The organism is Nonomuraea sp. NPDC049655 (assembly GCF_044465465.1).
Lineage (GTDB): Bacteria > Actinomycetota > Actinomycetes > Streptosporangiales > Streptosporangiaceae > Nonomuraea.
On sequence record NZ_JBITLS010000012.1, the window covers coordinates 41,279 to 58,750 of the forward strand.

Here is a 17,472-nt window from a genome sequence, read left to right on the forward strand (position 1 = left end):
GGAAGATCTCCTTAGCCTTGCGCGGGCACGGCGACGCCAGGTGGCCGCGGCCCGGGGGGATGATCCGGCACATGCTGGCAGATGGGCCCCGGCCGCGTCGAGAGCCGGTTCAGACGGTCAGCTCGTCCAGCAGCCACTGCAGGCGGGCGGTCTCGCGGTCGGGGTGGACCAGTGTGAAGATGCTGCGGCTGATGTTGAGCCACGGCACGTCGACCACCACGACGTCCTCGCCGTGGCCGCGCAGCGCGAGGTCGGGGATGAGGGCCGCGCCGACGCCGGCGCCGATCAGCGACAGGGTGATCTTGAAGTCGTCGGAGTGGCAGACCACCCGCGGGTGCAGGCTCCAGTGGGCGAACAGGGCCTCGAACAGGGTGGCGTCGCTGCTGGCCGGATGGTGCATGATCCACGGCAGGTCCACGAGCTGCTCGGCCCGGTACGGCGACAGGTCCGGCCAGAGCCTGGGCAGGACGAGCCGGTACCGGTCCTCGGCGATCCACCGCCTGGTCAGCACCGACGGCCACGACAGCCCGGTGTTGCCGACCTGGTAGACCACCGCGGCGTCCATCTCGCCGCCGCTGCCCAGACGGGCGATGAGCTGCGACGACTCGGCGACCGACAGCCGGATCCCGGCCCGGTCCTCCGGCTCCATCCGCCGCATGACGTCGGCCAGCACGCCGGTGAAGCTGGGGAACAGCCCGAGCCGGATCTGCGGCTCGCTGTTGCGGTGCACCGCCTGGACGGTGGCCACCATGCGCTCGATGTCGGCCAGCACGGTCTCGGCCTGCCTGGCCAGCACCTCCGCCGCGCTGGTCGGCAGCACGCTGTGGGCGAAGCGGTCGAACAGCCGCACGCCGGTCTCCCGTTCCAGCGCGGCCATCTGCTGGGAGACGGCCGAGGAGGTGTAACCGAGCCGGTTCGCCGCCGCCGCGAACGACCCCAGACGCACGACCTCACGCAGTGTGCGCAGATGTTCTGGCTTGAGCATAAGCGTTCCTTGCTCTCAGCGCTGCTAAATGTCGTGTTTATATCGCTTCCTACTTCTTTCCGCCACTTCTACAGTGAGCCGCACCACCCCACCCGAAACCCCTGAGAGATCCATGACATGCGCGTATACCGCAACGCCACCATTCGCACCGGCACCAACGGCGCCCCCGCCGCCCAGGCCATGGCCGTGGACGGCGAGCTGATCGTCGCCGTCGGAACCGAGGCCGACGTGCGCGCGGCGGCGGGCCCGGGAGCCGAGCTGGTGGACCTCGACGGCGCCGCCGTGCTGCCCGGCCTGTACGACGCCCACATCCACACGGCCCAGTACGCCCAGAGCCTCGGCGCGGTCGACCTGCGCGACGTGCGCTCCCTGGACGAGGCCCTGGCCAAGGTGGCCGCGCACGCGGCGACCCTGCGGCCGGGCGCCTGGCTGTTCGGCGGCCGGTGGAACAGCAACATCTGGAACCCGCCGGTCCAGCCCGACCGCAAGGCCCTCGACTCGGTCTGCCCCGAGCTGCCGGTGGCGCTGCCCAACGTCGACGGCCACACCGTCTGGGCCAACTCCGCCGCCCTGCGGATGGCCGGGATCGACGCCTCCACCCCCGACCCGGTCGGCGGCGAGATCGTCAGGGACGCGTACGGGGAGCCCACCGGCATCCTGCGCGAGTCCGCCTCCTACCCGCTGCGCGCCCTCATGGTCTCCGGCGACCTGCGCGACCTGCTGCGCGCCGGCCAGGAGGAGCTGCTGTCGTTCGGGCTGACCAGCGTGCACGACATCGACGGCGAGGACTGCCGGGCCGCCTACCTGGAGCTGCGCGACGCCGGCGAGCTGAAGATCCGCGTGCACAAGGCGATCCCCACGGTCGCCCTGGAGGCCGCCATCGCCGAGGGCCGCCGTACCGGCCAGGGCGACGACTGGGTCCGCACCGGGCCGGTCAAGGTGTTCAGCGACGGCGCGCTCGGCTCGCACACCTGCCACATGCATCAGGCGTTCGCCGGTGAGCACGACAACACCGGCATCGCGGTCACCCCGTACGAAGACCTCGTACGGATCTTCAGCAAGGCGGCGGCGGCCGGCATCGCGGTCGCCACGCACGCCATCGGCGACCGCGCCAACCGGCTGGTCCTCGACGCCTACGAGGCGATCGGGACCACCGCCGGCCTGCGGCACCGCATCGAGCACGCCCAGCACCTGCGCCCCCAGGACCTGACCAGGATGGCCAGGCTGGGCGTCGTCGCCTCGATGCAGCCGGTGCACTGCACCACCGACATCGCCCTGGTGGACTCGCTGCTCGCCGGCCACGACCTGGCCTCCTACGCCTGGCGAGGCATGCTCAACGCCGGGGTCGCGCTGGCCTTCGGCTCCGACGCGCCGGTGGAGAGCCCCGATCCGTGGGCCGCACTGTACGCCGCGGTCACCCGTACCCGGCAGGACGGCACGCCCGCCGGCGGCTGGCAGCCCGAGCAGCGGCTGAGCATGGCCGAGGCGATCACCGCGCACACCCTCGGCGCCGCGTACGCGGCCGGCGAGCAGGACCGCAAGGGCGTGCTCGCGCCCGGCATGCTCGCCGACTTCATCGCCGTGGACACCGACCCGTACCTGGAGCCGCCGGAGGCGGTGCTGCGCACCCAGGTCCTCACCACCGTCGTCGGCGGCGAAGTCCGCTGGCAGCGATCCTGAAGGAGCACCCCCTCGTGAACATCCGCACTCTCTCCGCCCTCGCCGCCGGCGCGCTGCTGGCCGCCACCACCGCCTGCGGCGCCCAGTCCCTGGACGGCGGCGGCGACGCCGCGGCCCCCGCGGACGGCGGCGCGGCGGCGGTCACGCTCGACCAGGCCCCCACCGAGGAGAAGGCGGCCGACGTGATCAACGCCATCACCCCGGACCAGGCTCTCGCCGCCAAGGCGCCCGCCCGCCTGAAGACGCAGGGCCTGAAGGTCGTCACGTCCGTCGGCTACCCGCCCATGGAGCTGTACGCGAGCGACGGCAAGACGGCGATCGGCTTCGACCCGGCGCTGGCCAGGGCCATCGCCAGGAAACTCGGCGCCAAGGTGACCATCTCCGACGAGGAGTTCAACTCCCAGATCCCCGGCGTGCTCACCGGCCGCTACGACTTCGTCATCTCCTCGATGAGCGACACGCCGGACCGGCAGAAGCAGGTCACGTTCGTGGACTACGTGCAGGCCGGCGCCGGTCTGCTGGTCAAGAAGGGCAACCCGGCCAAGATCGGCGGCCCGGCCGACCTGTGCGGCAAGACGGTGTCCGTCGTCGACAACGGCTCGTCCATGGAGCTGGCCGAGGAGTACGACGCCGACTGCAAGAAGGCCGGCAAGACGGCCGTGAACATCCTGAAGTTTCCCGGCGACCAGGAGGCCCTGATCCAGGTCACCGGCGGGCGGGCGCAGGCCACCATCACCGACTACGTGGTGGCCGCCAGCAAGGCCGCCGACTCCAAACTGGAGGTCGAGGCGATGGCCCTGGAGGGCACCGAGAGCCCGTGGGGCATCGGCATGAAGCCCGACGACAAGGAGCTCGTCGACTCGGTGAAGGGCGCGCTCGACTCCCTCATCACCGGCGGCGAGTACGCCAAGCTGCTGAAGGCGTGGAACCTGGACAAGCTGGCCGTCCAGTCCGCTGTCGTCAACGGCGGTAAGTGACCATGCGCACGGAACCCTTCACCGGGCCGTCCGGGGAGCACGTCCCGGTCGCCAGGACGCGCCACTGGGGCCGCCTGCTGGCCGCGGCCGTCGTGACGGCGATCGCCGGCTGGCTGGTCTACCTGGTCGTGGTGAACCCGCGCCTCGACTGGGGCAAGGTCGCCGAATACCTGTTCAACGACCGCATCCTGGCCGGGGTCTGGGTCACCATCGAGATCTCGGTGCTGGCGACCGTGCTGGGGCTGGTGCTCGGCGTCGCCGTAGCGATCATGCGGCTGTCGCACAACCCGGTGCTCAGCGGGCTGGCCACGCTCTACATCTGGTTCTTCCGCGGCACGCCGGTGCTGGTGCAGCTCATCTTCTGGTACAACCTGGCGTTCCTGTTCCCCGAGCTGGTGCTCAAGGTGCCGTTCACCATGATCGGCGTCAAGTGGGACACCAACGAGGTGATGACCGGGTTCACCTCGGCCATGCTGGGGCTCGGGCTGAACCTGGCGGCGTACTTCGCCGAGACCGTGCGGGCCGGGATCCAGGCCGTCGACCACGGCCAGACCGAGGCCGCGTACGCGCTGGGCATGACCCCGGCCAAGCGCATGCGCGTGATCGTGCTGCCGCAGGCGCTGCGGATCATCATCCCGCCCACCGGCAACGAGTTCATCTCCATGCTGAAGACCACCTCGCTGGTCTACGTGGTGGCCGGGCACGACCTGATGACCAACGCCAGCCAGATCTACAAGGCCAACAACCTGATCATGGAGCTGCTCATCGTGGCGAGCCTGTGGTACATGCTGATGACCGCCGTCGCGACCTTCCTCCAGGGCCGCCTGGAACGCCGGTTCGGCTCCGAGGCCGTACGGCTGGTCCGCGGCGGCGGCCTGGCGGCCCGGATCCTGCCGAAGGCGGCGGCGTGAGCCCCGTCGTGCACGCCACGGGCGTGCGCATGGGCTTCGGCGACACGCAGGTGCTCAACGGCGTCGACTTCACCGTCGCGCCGGGCGAGGTGAGCTGCGTGATCGGGCCGTCCGGATCGGGCAAGTCGACCTTCCTGCGCTGCGTCAACGGGCTGGAGCCGGTGCTCGGCGGCAGCCTGCGGGTGCTCGGCGAGGAGGTCGGGCACAGCCTGCGCGAGGGCCGCTACCGGCCCTGGACGCCCAAGGAGTTCGCCGTCTTCCGCCGCCGGATCGGCATGGTGTTCCAGCGGTTCAACCTGTTCGCCCACCAGAGCGCCCTGGAGAACGTGGCCTGCGCCCCCGTCCACGTCCTCGGGGTCTCGGCGGAGCGGGCCAGGGCGACCGCGATGGAGCACCTGGAGCGCGTCGGCCTGGCCGCGCACGCGCACAAGCGGCCCCACCAGCTCTCCGGCGGCCAGCAGCAGCGGGTCGCCATCGCCAGGGCGCTGGCGATGAGCCCGGAGCTGATGCTGTTCGACGAGCCCACGTCCGCGCTCGACCCCGAGCTGGTGGACGAGGTGCTGGAGGTCATGCGCGGCCTGGCCGCCGACGGCATGACGATGGTCGTGGTCACCCACGAGATCGCCTTCGCCAGGGAGGTCGGCGACCGGCTGGCCTTCTTCGCCGACGGGGTCGTGGTCGAGAGCGGCCCGCCGGCCGAGCTGCTGGCCAACCCGGGGCACGAGCGGACCAGGGCGTTCCTGTCCAGCGTCCTGACCCAGGACCGCACCTGACGGCGAGGGGGCTCCGCCCGCCGGAGCCCCCTTCCCCCCTTCTGGCGCGCTGAGCCCCTTCTAGCGCGGGCTGAAGCGCAGGAAACCGGCCGTCTGCGTCACGAGGACGAGCAGCGAACCGGCCATCAACGCCAGCCACAGGCCCCGCAGCCCCCACGCCCCCGCCGCCGGCCCCGCCACGGACGCCAGCAGGCCGTTCCCCAGGACGGCCGACCCCAGCGTCCAGGACGACCGCCTGAGCGCCGTCAGCCCGGCCGACATCACGATCGCGCAGTGGTCGGCCAGGGCGTACGCCACCGACAACGGCACGAGGCCGACGGCGACGGCGAGCACGGCGGCGTCCGAGGTGAACAGCCCGAGCACCGCCTCCCCCAGCAGGACCAGCACCAGCCCGCCGGCCAGCACTCCGGCGGCGGCGATCGTCAGGGCCGCCCGGTTCAGCCGGCGGGCCTCGCCCGGCAGGGCCGCCCTGGCGATCTCCGGCGTCGCGGCCTGGGCGACCGCGACGGCGGCCAGCCCGAGGAATCCGTGCAGCGACAGCAGGATGGCGTGCGCGGCCGCCCCCTGCGCCCCGGTCCGCGCGGCGGCGTACGTCACCCCGCCCATGACCGCGAACTTCACGACGAGCGTGGCCGACATCGGGACGCCCACCCGCGCCATCCGCAGGATCTCCCGCCACCGCGGGCGGCCCGGCCACGACGACCGCCCGGCCAGCTCGGGCAGGCGCAGCAGCAGCGTGTTGGACACGGCGACGGCCACGGCGGTGGACGCCACCAGCGCCACCCCGCTGCCCTGGACGCCCATCCGCGGCACCAGGACGAGATGCAGCACCACCCCGGTGGCCGTGCTCGACAGGCCGGCCCAGAGCACCAGGCGGCTGCGTCCGAGCGCGACCAGCACGCCGCCGGCGCCGCTGCCCGCCGAGTAGAGCAGCACCTGGAGCGCCAGCAGCGGCGGCAACGCCCCGAACTCGGCCACCACCTCGCCGGGCGCCCCGCCGATCCGCGCGATCACCGGGACGCCGAGCATGACCCCCGCGCCGGCCGTGCCGAGACCGGCGGTGAGCCACCGGGCGTCCTTCAGGACGAGCAGCGCCTCCGCCGGACGATCCCGGCAGGCGGCGACGAACGGCGCCATCCCCCGCAGGCCACCCGACACCGCGGCCGTCACGGGGGTGAGCACCGCGTTGACCAGCGCGAAGGCCGCCAGTTGAGCCGTGGCCTGGCGGCCGAGGAGGGAGGTGGTGACGAGCTGGGCGACGATCCCCGCGCTCATGGACAGCAAGAGCGGGACGGCCGCGGCGAGCAGCGTGCGATGAGGTGTGGAGGGCATGAAAAGCAAGATCCCGGGGGCGCCTGCCCGCCGGGATGCATGATCATTATATCGGTGCGCCGCCCGTCGTGTCCGCCCCTCAGCCGCCCCCGGGGCGGCCGGGCTTGAGGGGACGTCCGGACCTGGGGTCCAGGGCGACCGTCTGGCCGCCCAGCCTCCCCCGGTCGTCCAGGTGTACGTGTGCGGGGTCGAGCCAGGTCACCCGGGGCAGGCCGTCTTCGTGCTCGGTGGTGAACCGATCCGTCAAGGGCCATTCGCGCGTCAGCAGGCCGTCGTTCCTGCGGACCACGAGCCTCCAGTCGGGGACGATCCAGTCGTCGGACAGCACCCGCACCTCCAGCCCGCTGCCGTCAGGGCCGGGGATCCTGGCATGCACCCGCATGCCGGTCACGAGACCGACCAGCCCGGCCGTCGCCCAGATCATCACGAGCGCGACGACGGGCGCGCGCGGCCCGCCGCCGAAGGCGAGCGCCCCGGAGACGACGACCAGGCTCGCCGCCAGCGTCCCCAGCAGGACCGGCCGGTCGAGCAGCACGTAGTGCCCGAAGCCGCCGACCAGGGCGCCGGCCACCGCGACCGCCGCCAGGACCAGCAGGCCCGCGGCCATCCGGGCGCGGGAACGCGAAGTCGCGGCGGCACCCGGCTCCGGGTCGTCGTCCATGTCCATCGAGGTTCTCCGCGGCTCGGCCGGTTCAGCCGAACCTGACCTCCAGCCTGATCCGCTGGTTGGTCCCGCTCTGCTCGAAGTCGGCGGTGACCTGCGGGCCGAAGGAGGCGGAGCCGGTCAGCTTGACCTGGAGCGGGTAGACCTTGCCGCCGGTGGCCGAGCGGTAGGTCGCGGTGATGCGGTACCGGCCCAGGGGCACGTCGACCACCGCCCAGCCGCTGTCCGTGTAGACCGGCGTGCGGCCGGAGACGACCTTGCCGTCGCTGCCGTCGATCAGCGGGCCGACCGGGGTCATCGTCAGCCGGACGTTCTGCTGGTCGACGTCCTCCGGAAGGTTGTCGAACCAGAGGTTCGTGGCGACCAGGCCGCCGTAGTAGCGACCGTCGGCGCCGGGGCGCCTGCCGGTGACGCGCCAGGTGAAGTTCCGCACCCCGCCGGCGCTCGCCCGGACGGAACCGGTCGAGGACGGCTCCAGGTCGAAGGTGTACTGCCGGCCGTGGAACTGCCGCGTCACCGAGGCGCTGACCAGCCAGGACGATGGCTCGCGCGGCAGTTGCGCGCGGTAGAGGCCGTTGCCGTCGCTGTGCAGCACGATGTCGCTGTTGTAGTAACGCCGGTCCTTCACCACGACCTTGGCGCCCTGGACCGGCCGGCCGGCCGAGTTCACCACCTTGCCGCGCACCACGTACGCCGCCGCGCCGACGGTCGCGTCCGCCGCGTCGGCGGGGCCCGGCGCGCACCCGAGCACCGCCGCCAGGACGAGCGTCGCCCCCGTCCTGCCCAGAACCGACCGGGTCCTCGTCTCGCCCATCTTCTCCCCGTCCGCCGAGTGCGTTCTGCTGACCGGTCAGACCCTGGCCGCGGCTCCTTGGAAACGACTGGAAACCACTGGAGACGGCCGGTCGGGGGCGCCCGGCCGGGCCGTCCGCGGCTGGGGTGGTGGGCGAGCCTCGGCTACAGTGGAGAGAAGAAGGTGCACAAGCAACCATGATTCAGGGAGGCAGAGCCCGTCGCGGCGGGCTCGTTGTTTTGAGAGGTCTGACGAGCAGTCTGGGGCAGGACGAAACCGGGGCCGTGTGGCGTGGCGCCCCCTACCCGGTTCTGGTGGTGGACACCGCAGGTGTCATCGCCCAGGCCAACGACGCGGCGCTGCGGCTGCTGCCCGGGGCGGTCCCCGGCGCGGCGCTGGCGGACAGCGCTCCCGCCTGGCTCTCCCACGCCCACGCCGCCGCAACCCCTCTCCCTGACGTCACTCCCTCCGACACCGCTCTTCCCGACGCCGTTCTTCCCGACGCCGTTCTTCCCGAGGGTGTGCGCGGTTCCATCGGGGCGGCCACGTTCGAGGCGCGTCCGGTCCGCGACGGCGACGCGATCGCCTGGTGGCTGGCCGACACCACCGACCTCGACCGCGCCACCCAGGCCCTGCACCTCGAACGCGAGCGGACGTCGTTCCTCGACAAGGCCTCCAGCGAGCTGCTGTCCTCGCTCAACCTCGACCGCTGCCTGGAGGTGACCGCCCGGCTGGCCGCCCGCCACCTGGCCGACGCCGCGCTGGTCATCCTGCCGCCCTACCGGCGCCGGCACCCCATCGCGTACTGCGGGCCGGACGGCGTGGTCGTCCGCGAGGAGCTGGCCGTCGATCCCGAGGCCGTGCCGGGTCTCGCCGAGGCGCTGCAGGGCTACCCGCCGCTGCCCTCCCGCTGGATCGACCCCGCCACCGCCCCCGGCTGGCTGGCCCGCGACGGGCTCGACGAGATCGGCTCGATGGTGGTGACCGCGCTGCCCGGTCACGGCGTCCCGGCCGGGGCGCTCGTGCTGCTGCGCGGCAGCGGCCAGGCCAGCTTCTCCGACGGCGAGGAGGTCTTCGCGCGGCTGTTCGCGGCCCGCGCGGGGGCCGCCATGTCCGCCGCCCGCCTGTACGCCGAGCAGGCCGACATCACCGACACCCTCATGCGCGAGCTCCTGCCGCCCCGCGCGCGGAGCCTGCACGGCGTCGAGGTCGCCGCCCGCTACCGTCCCTCGGAGCACACCGCCCGCGTCGGCGGCGACTTCTACGACCTCCACCCGCCCGCCGAGGCCGGCCAGGAGTCGCTGGTGGTGCTCGGCGACGTGGCCGGCAAGGGCCTGGAGGCCGCCGTGCTCACCGGCAAGATCCGGCACACCCTGCAGGCCCTGCTGCCGATGGCCGGCGACCACCAGCGCGTGCTCGAACTGCTCAACGGCGTGCTCATCAAGGGCGGCGACCGCTCCCGCTTCGTCACGCTCGTTCTGGCCTCGATCCAGCGGGCCGGCAACCGCGTCCTGCTCCGGGTCACCAGCGCCGGGCACGCGCCGCCGCTCGTCGTGCGCGGTGACGGGCGCGTCGACGTGGCCAGCACCAAGGGCACCCTCATCGGCATGCTCGAACGCGTCACGAGCGTCACCGACACCGTGGTCCTCGAACCCGGCGAGACCTGCCTGCTATACACCGACGGCATCACCGAGGCCATGGGCGGCCCGCTCGGCGACGAGATGTTCGGCGACGAGCGGCTGCAGGAGGAGTTGCGGCAGTGCGGCGGCATGCCGCCCGAGGCGATCACGGAACGTGTGGAGATGTTGTCGTCCCAGTGGGTAGGGGGTGGCGATCACGATGACATGGCCGTCATCGCCATCACCGCGCCGCGCGGGGCACATCTGAGCGCGGTGGGAGGACACGGACGGGGAAGGTTCACCGCATGACGCACGCAGACGGACTCTCCGCCTGGCGCGAAAAACTCTGGGACGCCGCTGTCGCCGGCGACGAATACGCCGCCACGGACGCCGCGCTCGCCGCGCTCGACCAGGACATCTCGCTGGAAACCCTGCTGCTGGACGTGGTCGCCCCCGTACAGGCCCGCGTCGGCCAGGAGTGGGAGAGCAACCAGATCACCGTGGCGCAGGAGCACACCGCCACCGCCGTCAACGAGCGGGTGCTGGCCGCGCTCGCCCACCACCCCGCCGCCCGCGCCGCCGCCGCGAACGGCCCGGCGCTCGGGCGCATCGCGGTCGCCTGCATCGACGGCGAGTGGCACGCCATGCCCGCCCGCATCCTGACCGAGGTGCTGCGGCTGCGCGGCTGGCGGATCGACTACCTCGGCGCGCAGGTGCCGACGCCCCACCTCATCACCCACCTGCACCGCACGGCCTGCGACGTGGTGGCGCTGTCCAGCTCCATCCCCACCCGGCTGCCCGGCGCCCACGCCGCCATCACCGCCTGCCAGGCGACCGGCACGCCGGTGATGGCCGGCGGCGCCGCGTTCGGACCGGACGGCCTCTACGCCCGCCTCCTCGGCGCCGACGCCTGGGCCGCCGACGGCGCCGCCGCCGCCGACCGGCTCGCCGCCGGCCCGCTGCCCCGCCCCGTCGCCCCCCGCCAGGCCGTGGACGACCTGCCGCACCTGGACGACCAGGAGTACACCATGGTCAGCCGGTCGGCCCGGAGCCTGGTCAGGGACGTCATGGGCGGCCTGGAGGAACGCGTCCCGGCGATGGCGGAGTACACCCCGCAGCAACGCAGGCACACCGCCGAGGACATCCTGCACATCGTCGACTTCCTGGCCGCCGCGCTCTACGTGGACGACCCCGGGCTGTTCACCCGGTTCCTCACCTGGACGGCCGGCGTCCTGACCGCTCGGGGCGTCCCGGCGGGTACGCTGATGCCGGCTCTCGACCTGCTGGGCAGGCGGCTGGAGGACTTCCCGCGCGCCTCGGCCCTGATCACCCACGGGCGCGACGCCGTGCGCGCCGCGGCCTCCCCGACCGACGTAACCCCGCTCCCCGGCCACGGAAAGATCGCATGACCGCCTTCGCCCCCGACCCGCTGACCCTCGTCCAGGCCACGCCCCACCCGGGTGTGCTGCGCGTCGCCATCACCGGCGACCTGGACTACAACACGGCGCGAGAGCTCCTGACCACAGCGCTCGCCGCGCTCGCCGACGGCGGCCTGACCGACCTGCACCTCGACTTCGACGGCCTGCACTTCTGCGACTCCAGCGGCCTGTCGGCGCTGCTGATGATCCACCAGCACGCCGTGACGGCCGGCACCCGGCTGCACCTGGAGCAGCGCCCGCGGGTGCTGGAGCGGCTGCTGGACGTCAGCGGCACGTACGAGCACCTCACCGGCGCCCCGGCCGGCGTCACCCAGCACTCCTTCACCCAGGACTGACACCCGCCGCCCCCGCGCTGGAATCCGGCCCGGCCGGTTCAGCCGGCCGTGGCCTGGTCGGTCGTGTCGCGCCTCGTGCGGCGCAGGATCGCCGCCCCGGCCACCGCGGCGGCCACCGTGTCGCCCATGGCGATGTGGTCGGCCAGCCCCGTGCGCCGCATCATGTTGGCGCAGATCGGCGGCGGCGCGGCCACCGCCAGATCGCCACCGGCGTCACGCGCCTGCTGCCACAGCGCGATGACGACGGACAGCCCGGTGGAGTCGAAGAACTCGATGCCCCTGAGGTCGAGCACGACCATCGGCGCCGCGCTGTCACCGTTCCCGCTGTTCCCGTCGTCGTGGCCGCCGGCCACGACGCCGAGCGCCCATTGCCGGAACTCGGGTTTCTGCATGAAGTCGAGCTCCCCGCTCAACCCCATGACCAGGCACCCGTCCGCCTGTCTCGTCTCCGCCCGCAACCGGGGCCCTCGCCAGCTCTTCTCGTCTTCTCCGCCGTCGATGCCGCTCACCTCCCGGTGGTTCGTCTTCTACCCGGCCGATCCCCGGCCACGCCGCCGCCTTGGAAGAAGCGTACGCATCCCAGGTGCCGAGTGCCGCCCACCGGAGCGATACGGGGCGAGATGTCCGGTACAAAGCCGTGAGGCAGGTAGGTTGGCCGACCATGGACGACCTCCGACGCCCGTTCCGCGCCCGCCCGCCGAAGCCCCGCACCGGCCGGGGCCGTACGCTCGCCTGTCTCCTGCTGGTGAGCGCGGCAGTCGCCGGGACGGGCGGATGCGGCGCCACGGCCACGACCGCCGCCCCCTCGTCACCCTCCCCCGCTTCCACCCCCACCTCGGCCTCCGACCCTTCCTCGGCCTCCGACCCCTCCTCGGCCTCCGCGAAGGCGACGGGCGCCGTCCCGTCGGCGACGGCGAGCGCCGGCGCCTCCGCCGGCCAGGCGCTCCCCGCCCCCGGCGCGCCGCTCCCGACCGACCCCGCCCGCCTGGCGACGGCCCTCCGCGACACGACCACGGCCCTGAACGCGGCCATCGACCGCTGGCGCCCCTCGACGGGCGCCCCGCCGCGGGACGTCGAACTTCTGGCCCTCTACCAGCAGCGCCTCTACCGCCACGCCGCCCGTCACCGCGCCCTGGCCGACCGCGCCTTCGCCCGCCTGCCCGCCGCACTCGCCGCCCAGGCCAAGGACAACGTCAGCGCCCTGCGCGAACTGCTCGCCCTGACCCGGCCCATCAAGCCGTCCGCCGTGTTCAAGGTCCAGGCGGCCCGCCCGGCCGCGGAACTGCTCGGCCACTTCAAGCGGGCCGAGCGCCGCTTCGGGGTGGAATGGGAGGTGCTGGCGTCGGTGATGTTCGTCGAGACCAAGTTCGGACGGGTCCGCGCCGACAGCCACGCCGGAGCCCAGGGCCCCATGCAGTTCATGCCGGCGACCTGGCGCGCGTACGGGATGGGCGGCGACGTCCAGAACCCCCGCGACGCCGTCATGGGCGCGGCCAACTACCTCCACGCCAGCGGCGCGCCCCGCGACTACCGGCGGGCCCTGCACGCCTACAACCCGTCCCGGGCGTACGTGGACGCCGTCCTCCTGCACGCCCGGCAGATGCGCCGCGACCCGCGCGCGTACTACGCGTACTACAACTGGCAGGTCTTCGTCCTCACCACAGCAGGCGAACGCCGCCTGACCGGTCCGAAGTAACCCCGCCCCGACCGCCTGCGCTACCGGACCGGGCCGTAGTCCGGCAAGGGGCGGGCGGTCCTGGTCCGGAGGCGGCGTTCCACCGCTCCCATGGCCTTCAGCAGCGGGAGGCGGACCAAGGTGTCCCGGACGCATCGGCCGCCCTCGGTTCTCGGCACCATGAGCCGGACGTTCGGGCCGATCCGCTGCTTCCTGGCCACCAGCGGACGATGGACGGCCTCGTACCGCGCGAAGGCGACACGGTGATCACCACCGGCGGCGGCGAGCTCCCCCGCCAGCCGGTACGCCCCCACCAGGGCCAGCTCCGCGCCCGCCCCGGAAGCCGGCGAGGCGCACCAGGCGGCGTCGCCGACGAGCACGACGCGGCCCTTCGACCACGAGTCCATGTGCACCTGGCCCAGCGCGTCGAAGTAGAAGTCGGGGTCGGCCAGGGCCGAGTCGAGCAGCTCCCGGGTACGCCAGGACGTCTCGTCCCCGAACGTCCGGCTCACCAGCCGCTTGTGCTCGGCGACGTCCCGGTGGTCGTGGTCCAGCGGCGCGGAGCGGAAGATGAAGTACGCCTTGGCCTGCACGTGGTTGCCCGACCGGTAGATGCCGGCCATGCGGCCGGGCGTGTTGAACATCGTGACCCAGCGGTCCTCCCCGAGCGCGGCGTCGGCGTCGGCGAAGGCGAAGTAGTGGTCCTTGTGCCGGACGAACTCCTCCTCCGGCCCGAAGGCCAGCCGCCGCACGTGGGAGTGCATGCCGTCGGCGCCGACGACCAGGTCGAAGGCGCGGGCGGGCGCGTGCTCGAAGGCGACCCGCACACCGTGCTCGTCCTGGTCCAGGCCGCTGATCGCGTCGCCGAACATGATCTCCACGTCGGTCGCCTCGCGCAGCAGCGCCACCAGGTCGCCGCGCATGATCTCCACCGAGCCGGGGTCGCGGGTGTCGACGCGGGCGACGGGCCGGCCGCCGGCGTCCACGAACTTCATGCCGTGCACGTCAGTGGCCAGCGCGCGCGCCTGCGGCATGATGCCCATCCGCGCGGCCACCTCGACGGCGTCGCCGCGCAGGTCCACACCGTTGCCGCCGGCGCGCAGGCGCGGGGCGCGCTCGACGACGGTGGGCCGGAAGCCCAGCCGGGCCAGCCAGTGAGCCAGGGCCAGCCCGGCGATGCCGGCTCCGGAGATCAGGATGCGCTCGTCCACTGAGGCTCCTCGGGGTACAGTAACTGAAATAAGCATTCCAGTTAACTATGTGGAATGAGCATTTCAGTTGTCAACACCCACCGAGCCCAAGCGCCGCGCCGACGCCGTGCGCAACCGCCGACTCGCCCTCGACGCCGCCATGACACTGCTGGCCGAACCCGGCGCGACGCTCACCGTCGAGGCCATCGCCAAGCAGGCGGGGCTGGGGGCCGCGACCGTCGTACGTGCCTTCGGCGGCAAGGACGCCCTGCTGGACGCCGCCGTCTCCCGCCTGCTCGAACCGGTCGTCCAGCGCGCCCGCGACCTGCTCGCCGAGACCACGGCCCACCAGGCCCTGCAGACCTTCCTCCGTGAGCTGATCGCGTTCCAGACCGCCCACCACGCCGTCAACGACCAGCTGGACGGCCTGGACCTGCCGGCCACCACCGCCCTGCGCGCCGGGCTGGCCGCCGCCGTCGAGGAGATGATCGAGGGGGCGCGGCGCGAGGGCGCGATCCGCACCGACATCGAACCCGCCGTCGTCACGACGCTTCTCGGCCGGACCGCTCTCGCCGTCGCCCGCGCCCAACCCCCTTCACAGGCCCTCGCCGACGCCTACCTCACCGTGTTGCTGGACGGCCTGCGCCCCACCAGGTGACCGCTCGGCCTGCCTGCCGCATCACTACTTGACGCAGTATTCGATCTTCGCGGCGGCCATCGTGATATTGACGACCCGCTTGCCCAGCCACTTGTCCTGGAAATCGCAGAAGTAATCCCAGGTGCCATCGCTGTAGTCGATGTAACCGGACCAGCCGCCGGGCTCCAGCTTGTAACCCTTGGAATTGAGCGAGTGGTCACCACTGCAGTTGTTGCTCCACCGGCCGATGGTGCCGTCCGACTTCCAGTACTTGTAGACCAGGTAGCTCGACTGGCACCAGGCCGACGCCGACGCGGCGGCCGGGCCGGGAGTGGCCACGATCGTCAGGGCCGCGCAGGTGGCGGCCGCCGCGGCGAGCAGTTTCCTCGTCCGCTGTCCCGTTCCGAACATTTCTCGTCCTCTCCGGCCGTGCGGAACCACGGCGACACGAATGTTCAGCGCTTTCACCGGGCCCTGTTAGCCCCGATGACGGAGAGCCTGCCCCACTGGAAACCCGGCCCACAATGCCTTTTAGCCCAGGCTAAAAGGGCCGCCGCCTGCCTCTGGAGCCCCACTTGATTGGCGATTCATTGAATACGCCTTGACCCGGACCGAGATACGCTTGAGCACCACCTCTGCGGAGTAAGAGCAGTGAGGGGGGAATCGAAATGCCGAATCCCAGAACATTCCTCAACGCGATCGCCGCGGCATTCTTGGCATTCGCCGTTCAACCGCCCGCTCTCGCCGACGCGGACAGCAGTCGCGACCGAGGCCCCGACACCTGGATCACCAACCCGATCACCGGCGGACAGCTCTTCGTCGACATCCCCAACACCTGCCGCTACAACTTCGAGAACCCTGAATGTGTCCTCGGCTCACGCGTTCGGCTGGGCGCCCGGGTCGGCGGAAACTACCACTCCTTCTTCTTCGAAAGCCCGCCCGGCGGCGGCAGCGGTGACCTGATCAAATGGACCAACCTGAACGGCACGAAATGCCTCGACGTCGCGAACGACGGTAGGGGCAACGGCACACCCGTGGTCCTGTGGGGCTGCCACGGAGGCCCCAACCAGCAGTGGGTGACGCAGGCGTTCTACAAGGGCCCGCACAAGGGCTTCAGGATTCTGGTGAACGTCAGCAGCGGCAAGTGCCTCGACGTCGAGAACGGGGCCTACCCCGACTGGCCGCGCCCCGACGCCCCGCTCCAGATATGGGACTGCTTCCACCCCACCGACCTGCGAAAGGCGGCCAACCGCGTCAACCAGGTCTGGGAGTACCGGCGGAGGTGACACCAAGCCGCGGCCGGCCCCCGCTCCGGCGTGCGTGACCTGCGGGCCTGGCTGGTGACCGTGGCCGCCCGCGCGTCCTGCAGCGTGCTCGGGTCGGCGCGGGCCCGGCGGGAGTCCTGGTCGCCGCGGTCAAGGAGCGGCCCAGGGCGTCCAGGGCCGAGACAGAACGCCTGCTGAGGGCGTTCAAGGCGGCCGCCGACGCGGGGAACATCGCTGAGCTGGTCGAGCTGCTGCACCCCGAGGCGGGTTTCGCGGGCGTGTGGAGCGCGGCGGGCGCGGCCTCGGCCCGCGTCCGGAGATCGAGGCGGCACTGGACGAGCTGGGCGTCGAACGCCGTCTCGGGACGACGGTGACCGTCGCGCGGCGGCACGCCGAGCCTGGACCTGGGCGACGCCGGCGGGATCTTCACCCGCGGCTGGGACCGCAGGGTGATGGCCTCGGGCGTCGGCGTCAACGGCCGCTCCGGGCGTTCGCCGGTCTCGCCGCCGAGTGGGCCGTACTGGACGACGTCGGGGCCATGTGACCGAGCGTGAGGGGCGGCGGGGGCGGCAGGGGCTCGGCGTGGTCGGCGCGGAAGGACTGCAGCAGATACGCCACCAGCCGCCGCGACGCCGCCGCCACCCCCTCCCCGGCGCCGGCGACGATGCCGCAGTTGGCCCTCAACAGCAGCGCCAGGTCCGCGGAGGCGAAATCGGCCCGCAGCCGCCCGGCGGCCTTGGCCCGCCGCACCACCTCCGCGAAGCCTCGCTCGGCCCGCTCCCGTGTGCGCTCGTAGTCGACCGCGTCGGGGAACGCGGTCAGGAAGGCGTCGGTGAACCCGCGGTCGGCGACCTGCATCGCGCACACCTTCTCGATCGCCCCGCAGAACCCGTGCCAGGGATCCGGGTCGGCCAGCGCCTCGTCCACGACCGACGCGCACGCCGCCAGCTCATCCGCGAACACCTCGGTGATCAGGGACTCGCGTGACGGGAAACGCCGGTAGAGGGTGGCCACGCCGACCCCGGCGCGCCGCGCGATCGCCACCATCGGCACGTCCAGACCGCGCCTGGCGAACGTCTCCCGCGCGGCCTCCAGGATGCGCGCCCGATTGTGCCGCGCGTCGGCCCGCATTTCCCTGGCGGGCGCCAACTGAGAGCGAGGAATGGGCATCTTTCTCACATTAGCCTAAATGGAGAG

General features: G+C 72.5%; 18 protein-coding genes. 10 read left to right on the forward strand and 8 right to left on the reverse strand.

Annotated elements, in window-relative coordinates; all coding sequences use genetic code 11:
• Positions 1–109: 109 nt before the first annotated feature.
• A complete protein-coding gene (locus ACIBQ6_RS34025) occupies positions 110–985 on the reverse strand; it encodes a LysR family transcriptional regulator (protein ID WP_352322122.1) in 876 nt (291 codons plus the stop codon).
• 117 nt (positions 986–1,102) lie between these two features.
• Between ACIBQ6_RS34025 and ACIBQ6_RS34030 the strand changes: the two genes are divergently transcribed.
• The 4 genes from ACIBQ6_RS34030 to ACIBQ6_RS34045 are packed head-to-tail and all read left to right on the forward strand — an operon-like array spanning position 1,103 to position 5,326.
• Positions 1,103–2,665, forward strand: coding sequence for an amidohydrolase (locus ACIBQ6_RS34030; RefSeq protein ID WP_397216888.1), 1,563 nt, complete (start codon positions 1,103–1,105; stop codon positions 2,663–2,665).
• 14 nt (positions 2,666–2,679) lie between these two features.
• Positions 2,680–3,642, forward strand: coding sequence for an ABC transporter substrate-binding protein (locus ACIBQ6_RS34035; RefSeq protein WP_358300980.1), 963 nt, complete (start codon positions 2,680–2,682; stop codon positions 3,640–3,642).
• A 2-nt stretch (positions 3,643–3,644) separates the two neighbouring features.
• Positions 3,645–4,553, forward strand: coding sequence for an amino acid ABC transporter permease (locus ACIBQ6_RS34040; RefSeq protein WP_352322116.1), 909 nt, complete (start codon positions 3,645–3,647; stop codon positions 4,551–4,553).
• Positions 4,554–4,582: 29 nt separating this feature from the next.
• Positions 4,583–5,326 carry an amino acid ABC transporter ATP-binding protein gene (locus ACIBQ6_RS34045; RefSeq protein WP_358301108.1) on the forward strand — a complete coding sequence of 248 codons (744 nt, stop codon included), beginning with the start codon at positions 4,583–4,585 and terminating at the stop codon, positions 5,324–5,326.
• Positions 5,327–5,386: 60 nt separating this feature from the next.
• Here the strand turns inward: ACIBQ6_RS34045 and ACIBQ6_RS34050 are convergent, their stop codons facing one another.
• The 3 genes from ACIBQ6_RS34050 to ACIBQ6_RS34060 all read right to left on the reverse strand — a co-directional run bounded on the left by ACIBQ6_RS34050 (position 5,387) and on the right by ACIBQ6_RS34060 (position 8,136).
• Positions 5,387–6,658, reverse strand: a complete 1,272-nt coding sequence (locus ACIBQ6_RS34050) for a hypothetical protein (protein ID WP_397216890.1) — start codon at positions 6,656–6,658, stop codon at positions 5,387–5,389.
• Positions 6,659–6,737: 79 nt separating this feature from the next.
• Positions 6,738–7,319 carry a hypothetical protein gene (locus tag ACIBQ6_RS34055; protein ID WP_397216892.1) on the reverse strand — a complete coding sequence of 194 codons (582 nt, stop codon included), beginning with the start codon at positions 7,317–7,319 and terminating at the stop codon, positions 6,738–6,740.
• 31 nt (positions 7,320–7,350) lie between these two features.
• Entirely contained in the window at positions 7,351–8,136 is a 786-nt protein-coding gene (locus ACIBQ6_RS34060) for a hypothetical protein (protein ID WP_397216894.1), read from the reverse strand.
• A 293-nt stretch (positions 8,137–8,429) separates the two neighbouring features.
• Here ACIBQ6_RS34060 and ACIBQ6_RS34065 point away from each other — a divergent pair, with 293 nt between their 5' ends.
• Genes ACIBQ6_RS34065 through ACIBQ6_RS34075 form a run of 3 tightly spaced genes read left to right on the forward strand, consistent with a single transcriptional unit; the run spans position 8,430 to position 11,508 of the window.
• Positions 8,430–10,043, forward strand: a complete 1,614-nt coding sequence (locus ACIBQ6_RS34065; RefSeq protein ID WP_397216896.1) for a PP2C family protein-serine/threonine phosphatase — start codon at positions 8,430–8,432, stop codon at positions 10,041–10,043.
• The gene (locus tag ACIBQ6_RS34070) at positions 10,040–11,143 is read left to right on the forward strand and encodes a B12-binding domain-containing protein (RefSeq protein ID WP_397216898.1); all 1,104 of its coding nucleotides are present in this window, start codon (positions 10,040–10,042) and stop codon (positions 11,141–11,143) included. Before ACIBQ6_RS34065 ends, ACIBQ6_RS34070 begins: the two co-directional genes overlap by 4 nt.
• Entirely contained in the window at positions 11,140–11,508 is a 369-nt protein-coding gene (locus ACIBQ6_RS34075; protein WP_397216900.1) for an STAS domain-containing protein, read from the forward strand. Before ACIBQ6_RS34070 ends, ACIBQ6_RS34075 begins: the two co-directional genes overlap by 4 nt.
• A gap of 38 nt (positions 11,509–11,546) precedes the next feature.
• Here the strand turns inward: ACIBQ6_RS34075 and ACIBQ6_RS34080 are convergent, their stop codons facing one another.
• Positions 11,547–12,017 (reverse strand): STAS domain-containing protein, encoded by a 471-nt coding sequence (locus ACIBQ6_RS34080; RefSeq protein WP_397216902.1) that lies wholly within the window; start codon positions 12,015–12,017, stop codon positions 11,547–11,549.
• A 152-nt stretch (positions 12,018–12,169) separates the two neighbouring features.
• Here ACIBQ6_RS34080 and ACIBQ6_RS34085 point away from each other — a divergent pair, with 152 nt between their 5' ends.
• Positions 12,170–13,204, forward strand: a complete 1,035-nt coding sequence (locus ACIBQ6_RS34085; RefSeq protein ID WP_397216904.1) for a lytic murein transglycosylase — start codon at positions 12,170–12,172, stop codon at positions 13,202–13,204.
• Between the two features lie 20 nt (positions 13,205–13,224).
• Here the strand turns inward: ACIBQ6_RS34085 and ACIBQ6_RS34090 are convergent, their stop codons facing one another.
• Positions 13,225–14,394 carry an FAD-dependent monooxygenase gene (locus tag ACIBQ6_RS34090; protein ID WP_397216906.1) on the reverse strand — a complete coding sequence of 390 codons (1,170 nt, stop codon included), beginning with the start codon at positions 14,392–14,394 and terminating at the stop codon, positions 13,225–13,227.
• Positions 14,395–14,461: 67 nt separating this feature from the next.
• Here ACIBQ6_RS34090 and ACIBQ6_RS34095 point away from each other — a divergent pair, with 67 nt between their 5' ends.
• A complete protein-coding gene (locus ACIBQ6_RS34095) occupies positions 14,462–15,031 on the forward strand; it encodes a TetR/AcrR family transcriptional regulator (RefSeq protein WP_397216908.1) in 570 nt (189 codons plus the stop codon).
• Between the two features lie 24 nt (positions 15,032–15,055).
• On the opposite strand, the gene ACIBQ6_RS34100 is transcribed toward ACIBQ6_RS34095, so the two are convergent.
• Positions 15,056–15,478 carry a hypothetical protein gene (locus ACIBQ6_RS34100; protein WP_397216910.1) on the reverse strand — a complete coding sequence of 141 codons (423 nt, stop codon included), beginning with the start codon at positions 15,476–15,478 and terminating at the stop codon, positions 15,056–15,058.
• Between the two features lie 245 nt (positions 15,479–15,723).
• Here ACIBQ6_RS34100 and ACIBQ6_RS34105 point away from each other — a divergent pair, with 245 nt between their 5' ends.
• Positions 15,724–16,296, forward strand: a complete 573-nt coding sequence (locus ACIBQ6_RS34105; RefSeq protein WP_397216912.1) for an RICIN domain-containing protein — start codon at positions 15,724–15,726, stop codon at positions 16,294–16,296.
• Between the two features lie 450 nt (positions 16,297–16,746).
• Here the strand turns inward: ACIBQ6_RS34105 and ACIBQ6_RS34110 are convergent, their stop codons facing one another.
• Positions 16,747–17,445, reverse strand: a complete 699-nt coding sequence (locus tag ACIBQ6_RS34110) for a TetR/AcrR family transcriptional regulator (RefSeq protein WP_397216914.1) — start codon at positions 17,443–17,445, stop codon at positions 16,747–16,749.
• Positions 17,446–17,472: the final 27 nt, after the last annotated feature.

What these genes read in the sequence shown, in the direction of transcription:
- ACIBQ6_RS34025 (WP_352322122.1), bottom strand. Translation starts at nt 985, where the DNA reads ATGCTCAAGCCAGAACATCTGCGCACACTGCGTGAGGTCGTGCGTCTG.
- ACIBQ6_RS34030 (WP_397216888.1), top strand. Translation starts at nt 1,103, where the DNA reads ATGCGCGTATACCGCAACGCCACCATTCGCACCGGCACCAACGGCGCC.
- ACIBQ6_RS34040 (WP_352322116.1), top strand. Translation starts at nt 3,645, where the DNA reads ATGCGCACGGAACCCTTCACCGGGCCGTCCGGGGAGCACGTCCCGGTC.
- ACIBQ6_RS34045 (WP_358301108.1), top strand. Translation starts at nt 4,583, where the DNA reads ATGGGCTTCGGCGACACGCAGGTGCTCAACGGCGTCGACTTCACCGTC.
- ACIBQ6_RS34050 (WP_397216890.1), bottom strand. Translation starts at nt 6,658, where the DNA reads ATGCCCTCCACACCTCATCGCACGCTGCTCGCCGCGGCCGTCCCGCTC.
- ACIBQ6_RS34055 (WP_397216892.1), bottom strand. Translation starts at nt 7,319, where the DNA reads ATGGACGACGACCCGGAGCCGGGTGCCGCCGCGACTTCGCGTTCCCGC.
- ACIBQ6_RS34060 (WP_397216894.1), bottom strand. Translation starts at nt 8,136, where the DNA reads ATGGGCGAGACGAGGACCCGGTCGGTTCTGGGCAGGACGGGGGCGACG.
- ACIBQ6_RS34070 (WP_397216898.1), top strand. Translation starts at nt 10,040, where the DNA reads ATGACGCACGCAGACGGACTCTCCGCCTGGCGCGAAAAACTCTGGGAC.
- ACIBQ6_RS34075 (WP_397216900.1), top strand. Translation starts at nt 11,140, where the DNA reads ATGACCGCCTTCGCCCCCGACCCGCTGACCCTCGTCCAGGCCACGCCC.
- ACIBQ6_RS34085 (WP_397216904.1), top strand. Translation starts at nt 12,170, where the DNA reads ATGGACGACCTCCGACGCCCGTTCCGCGCCCGCCCGCCGAAGCCCCGC.
- ACIBQ6_RS34110 (WP_397216914.1), bottom strand. Translation starts at nt 17,445, where the DNA reads ATGCCCATTCCTCGCTCTCAGTTGGCGCCCGCCAGGGAAATGCGGGCC.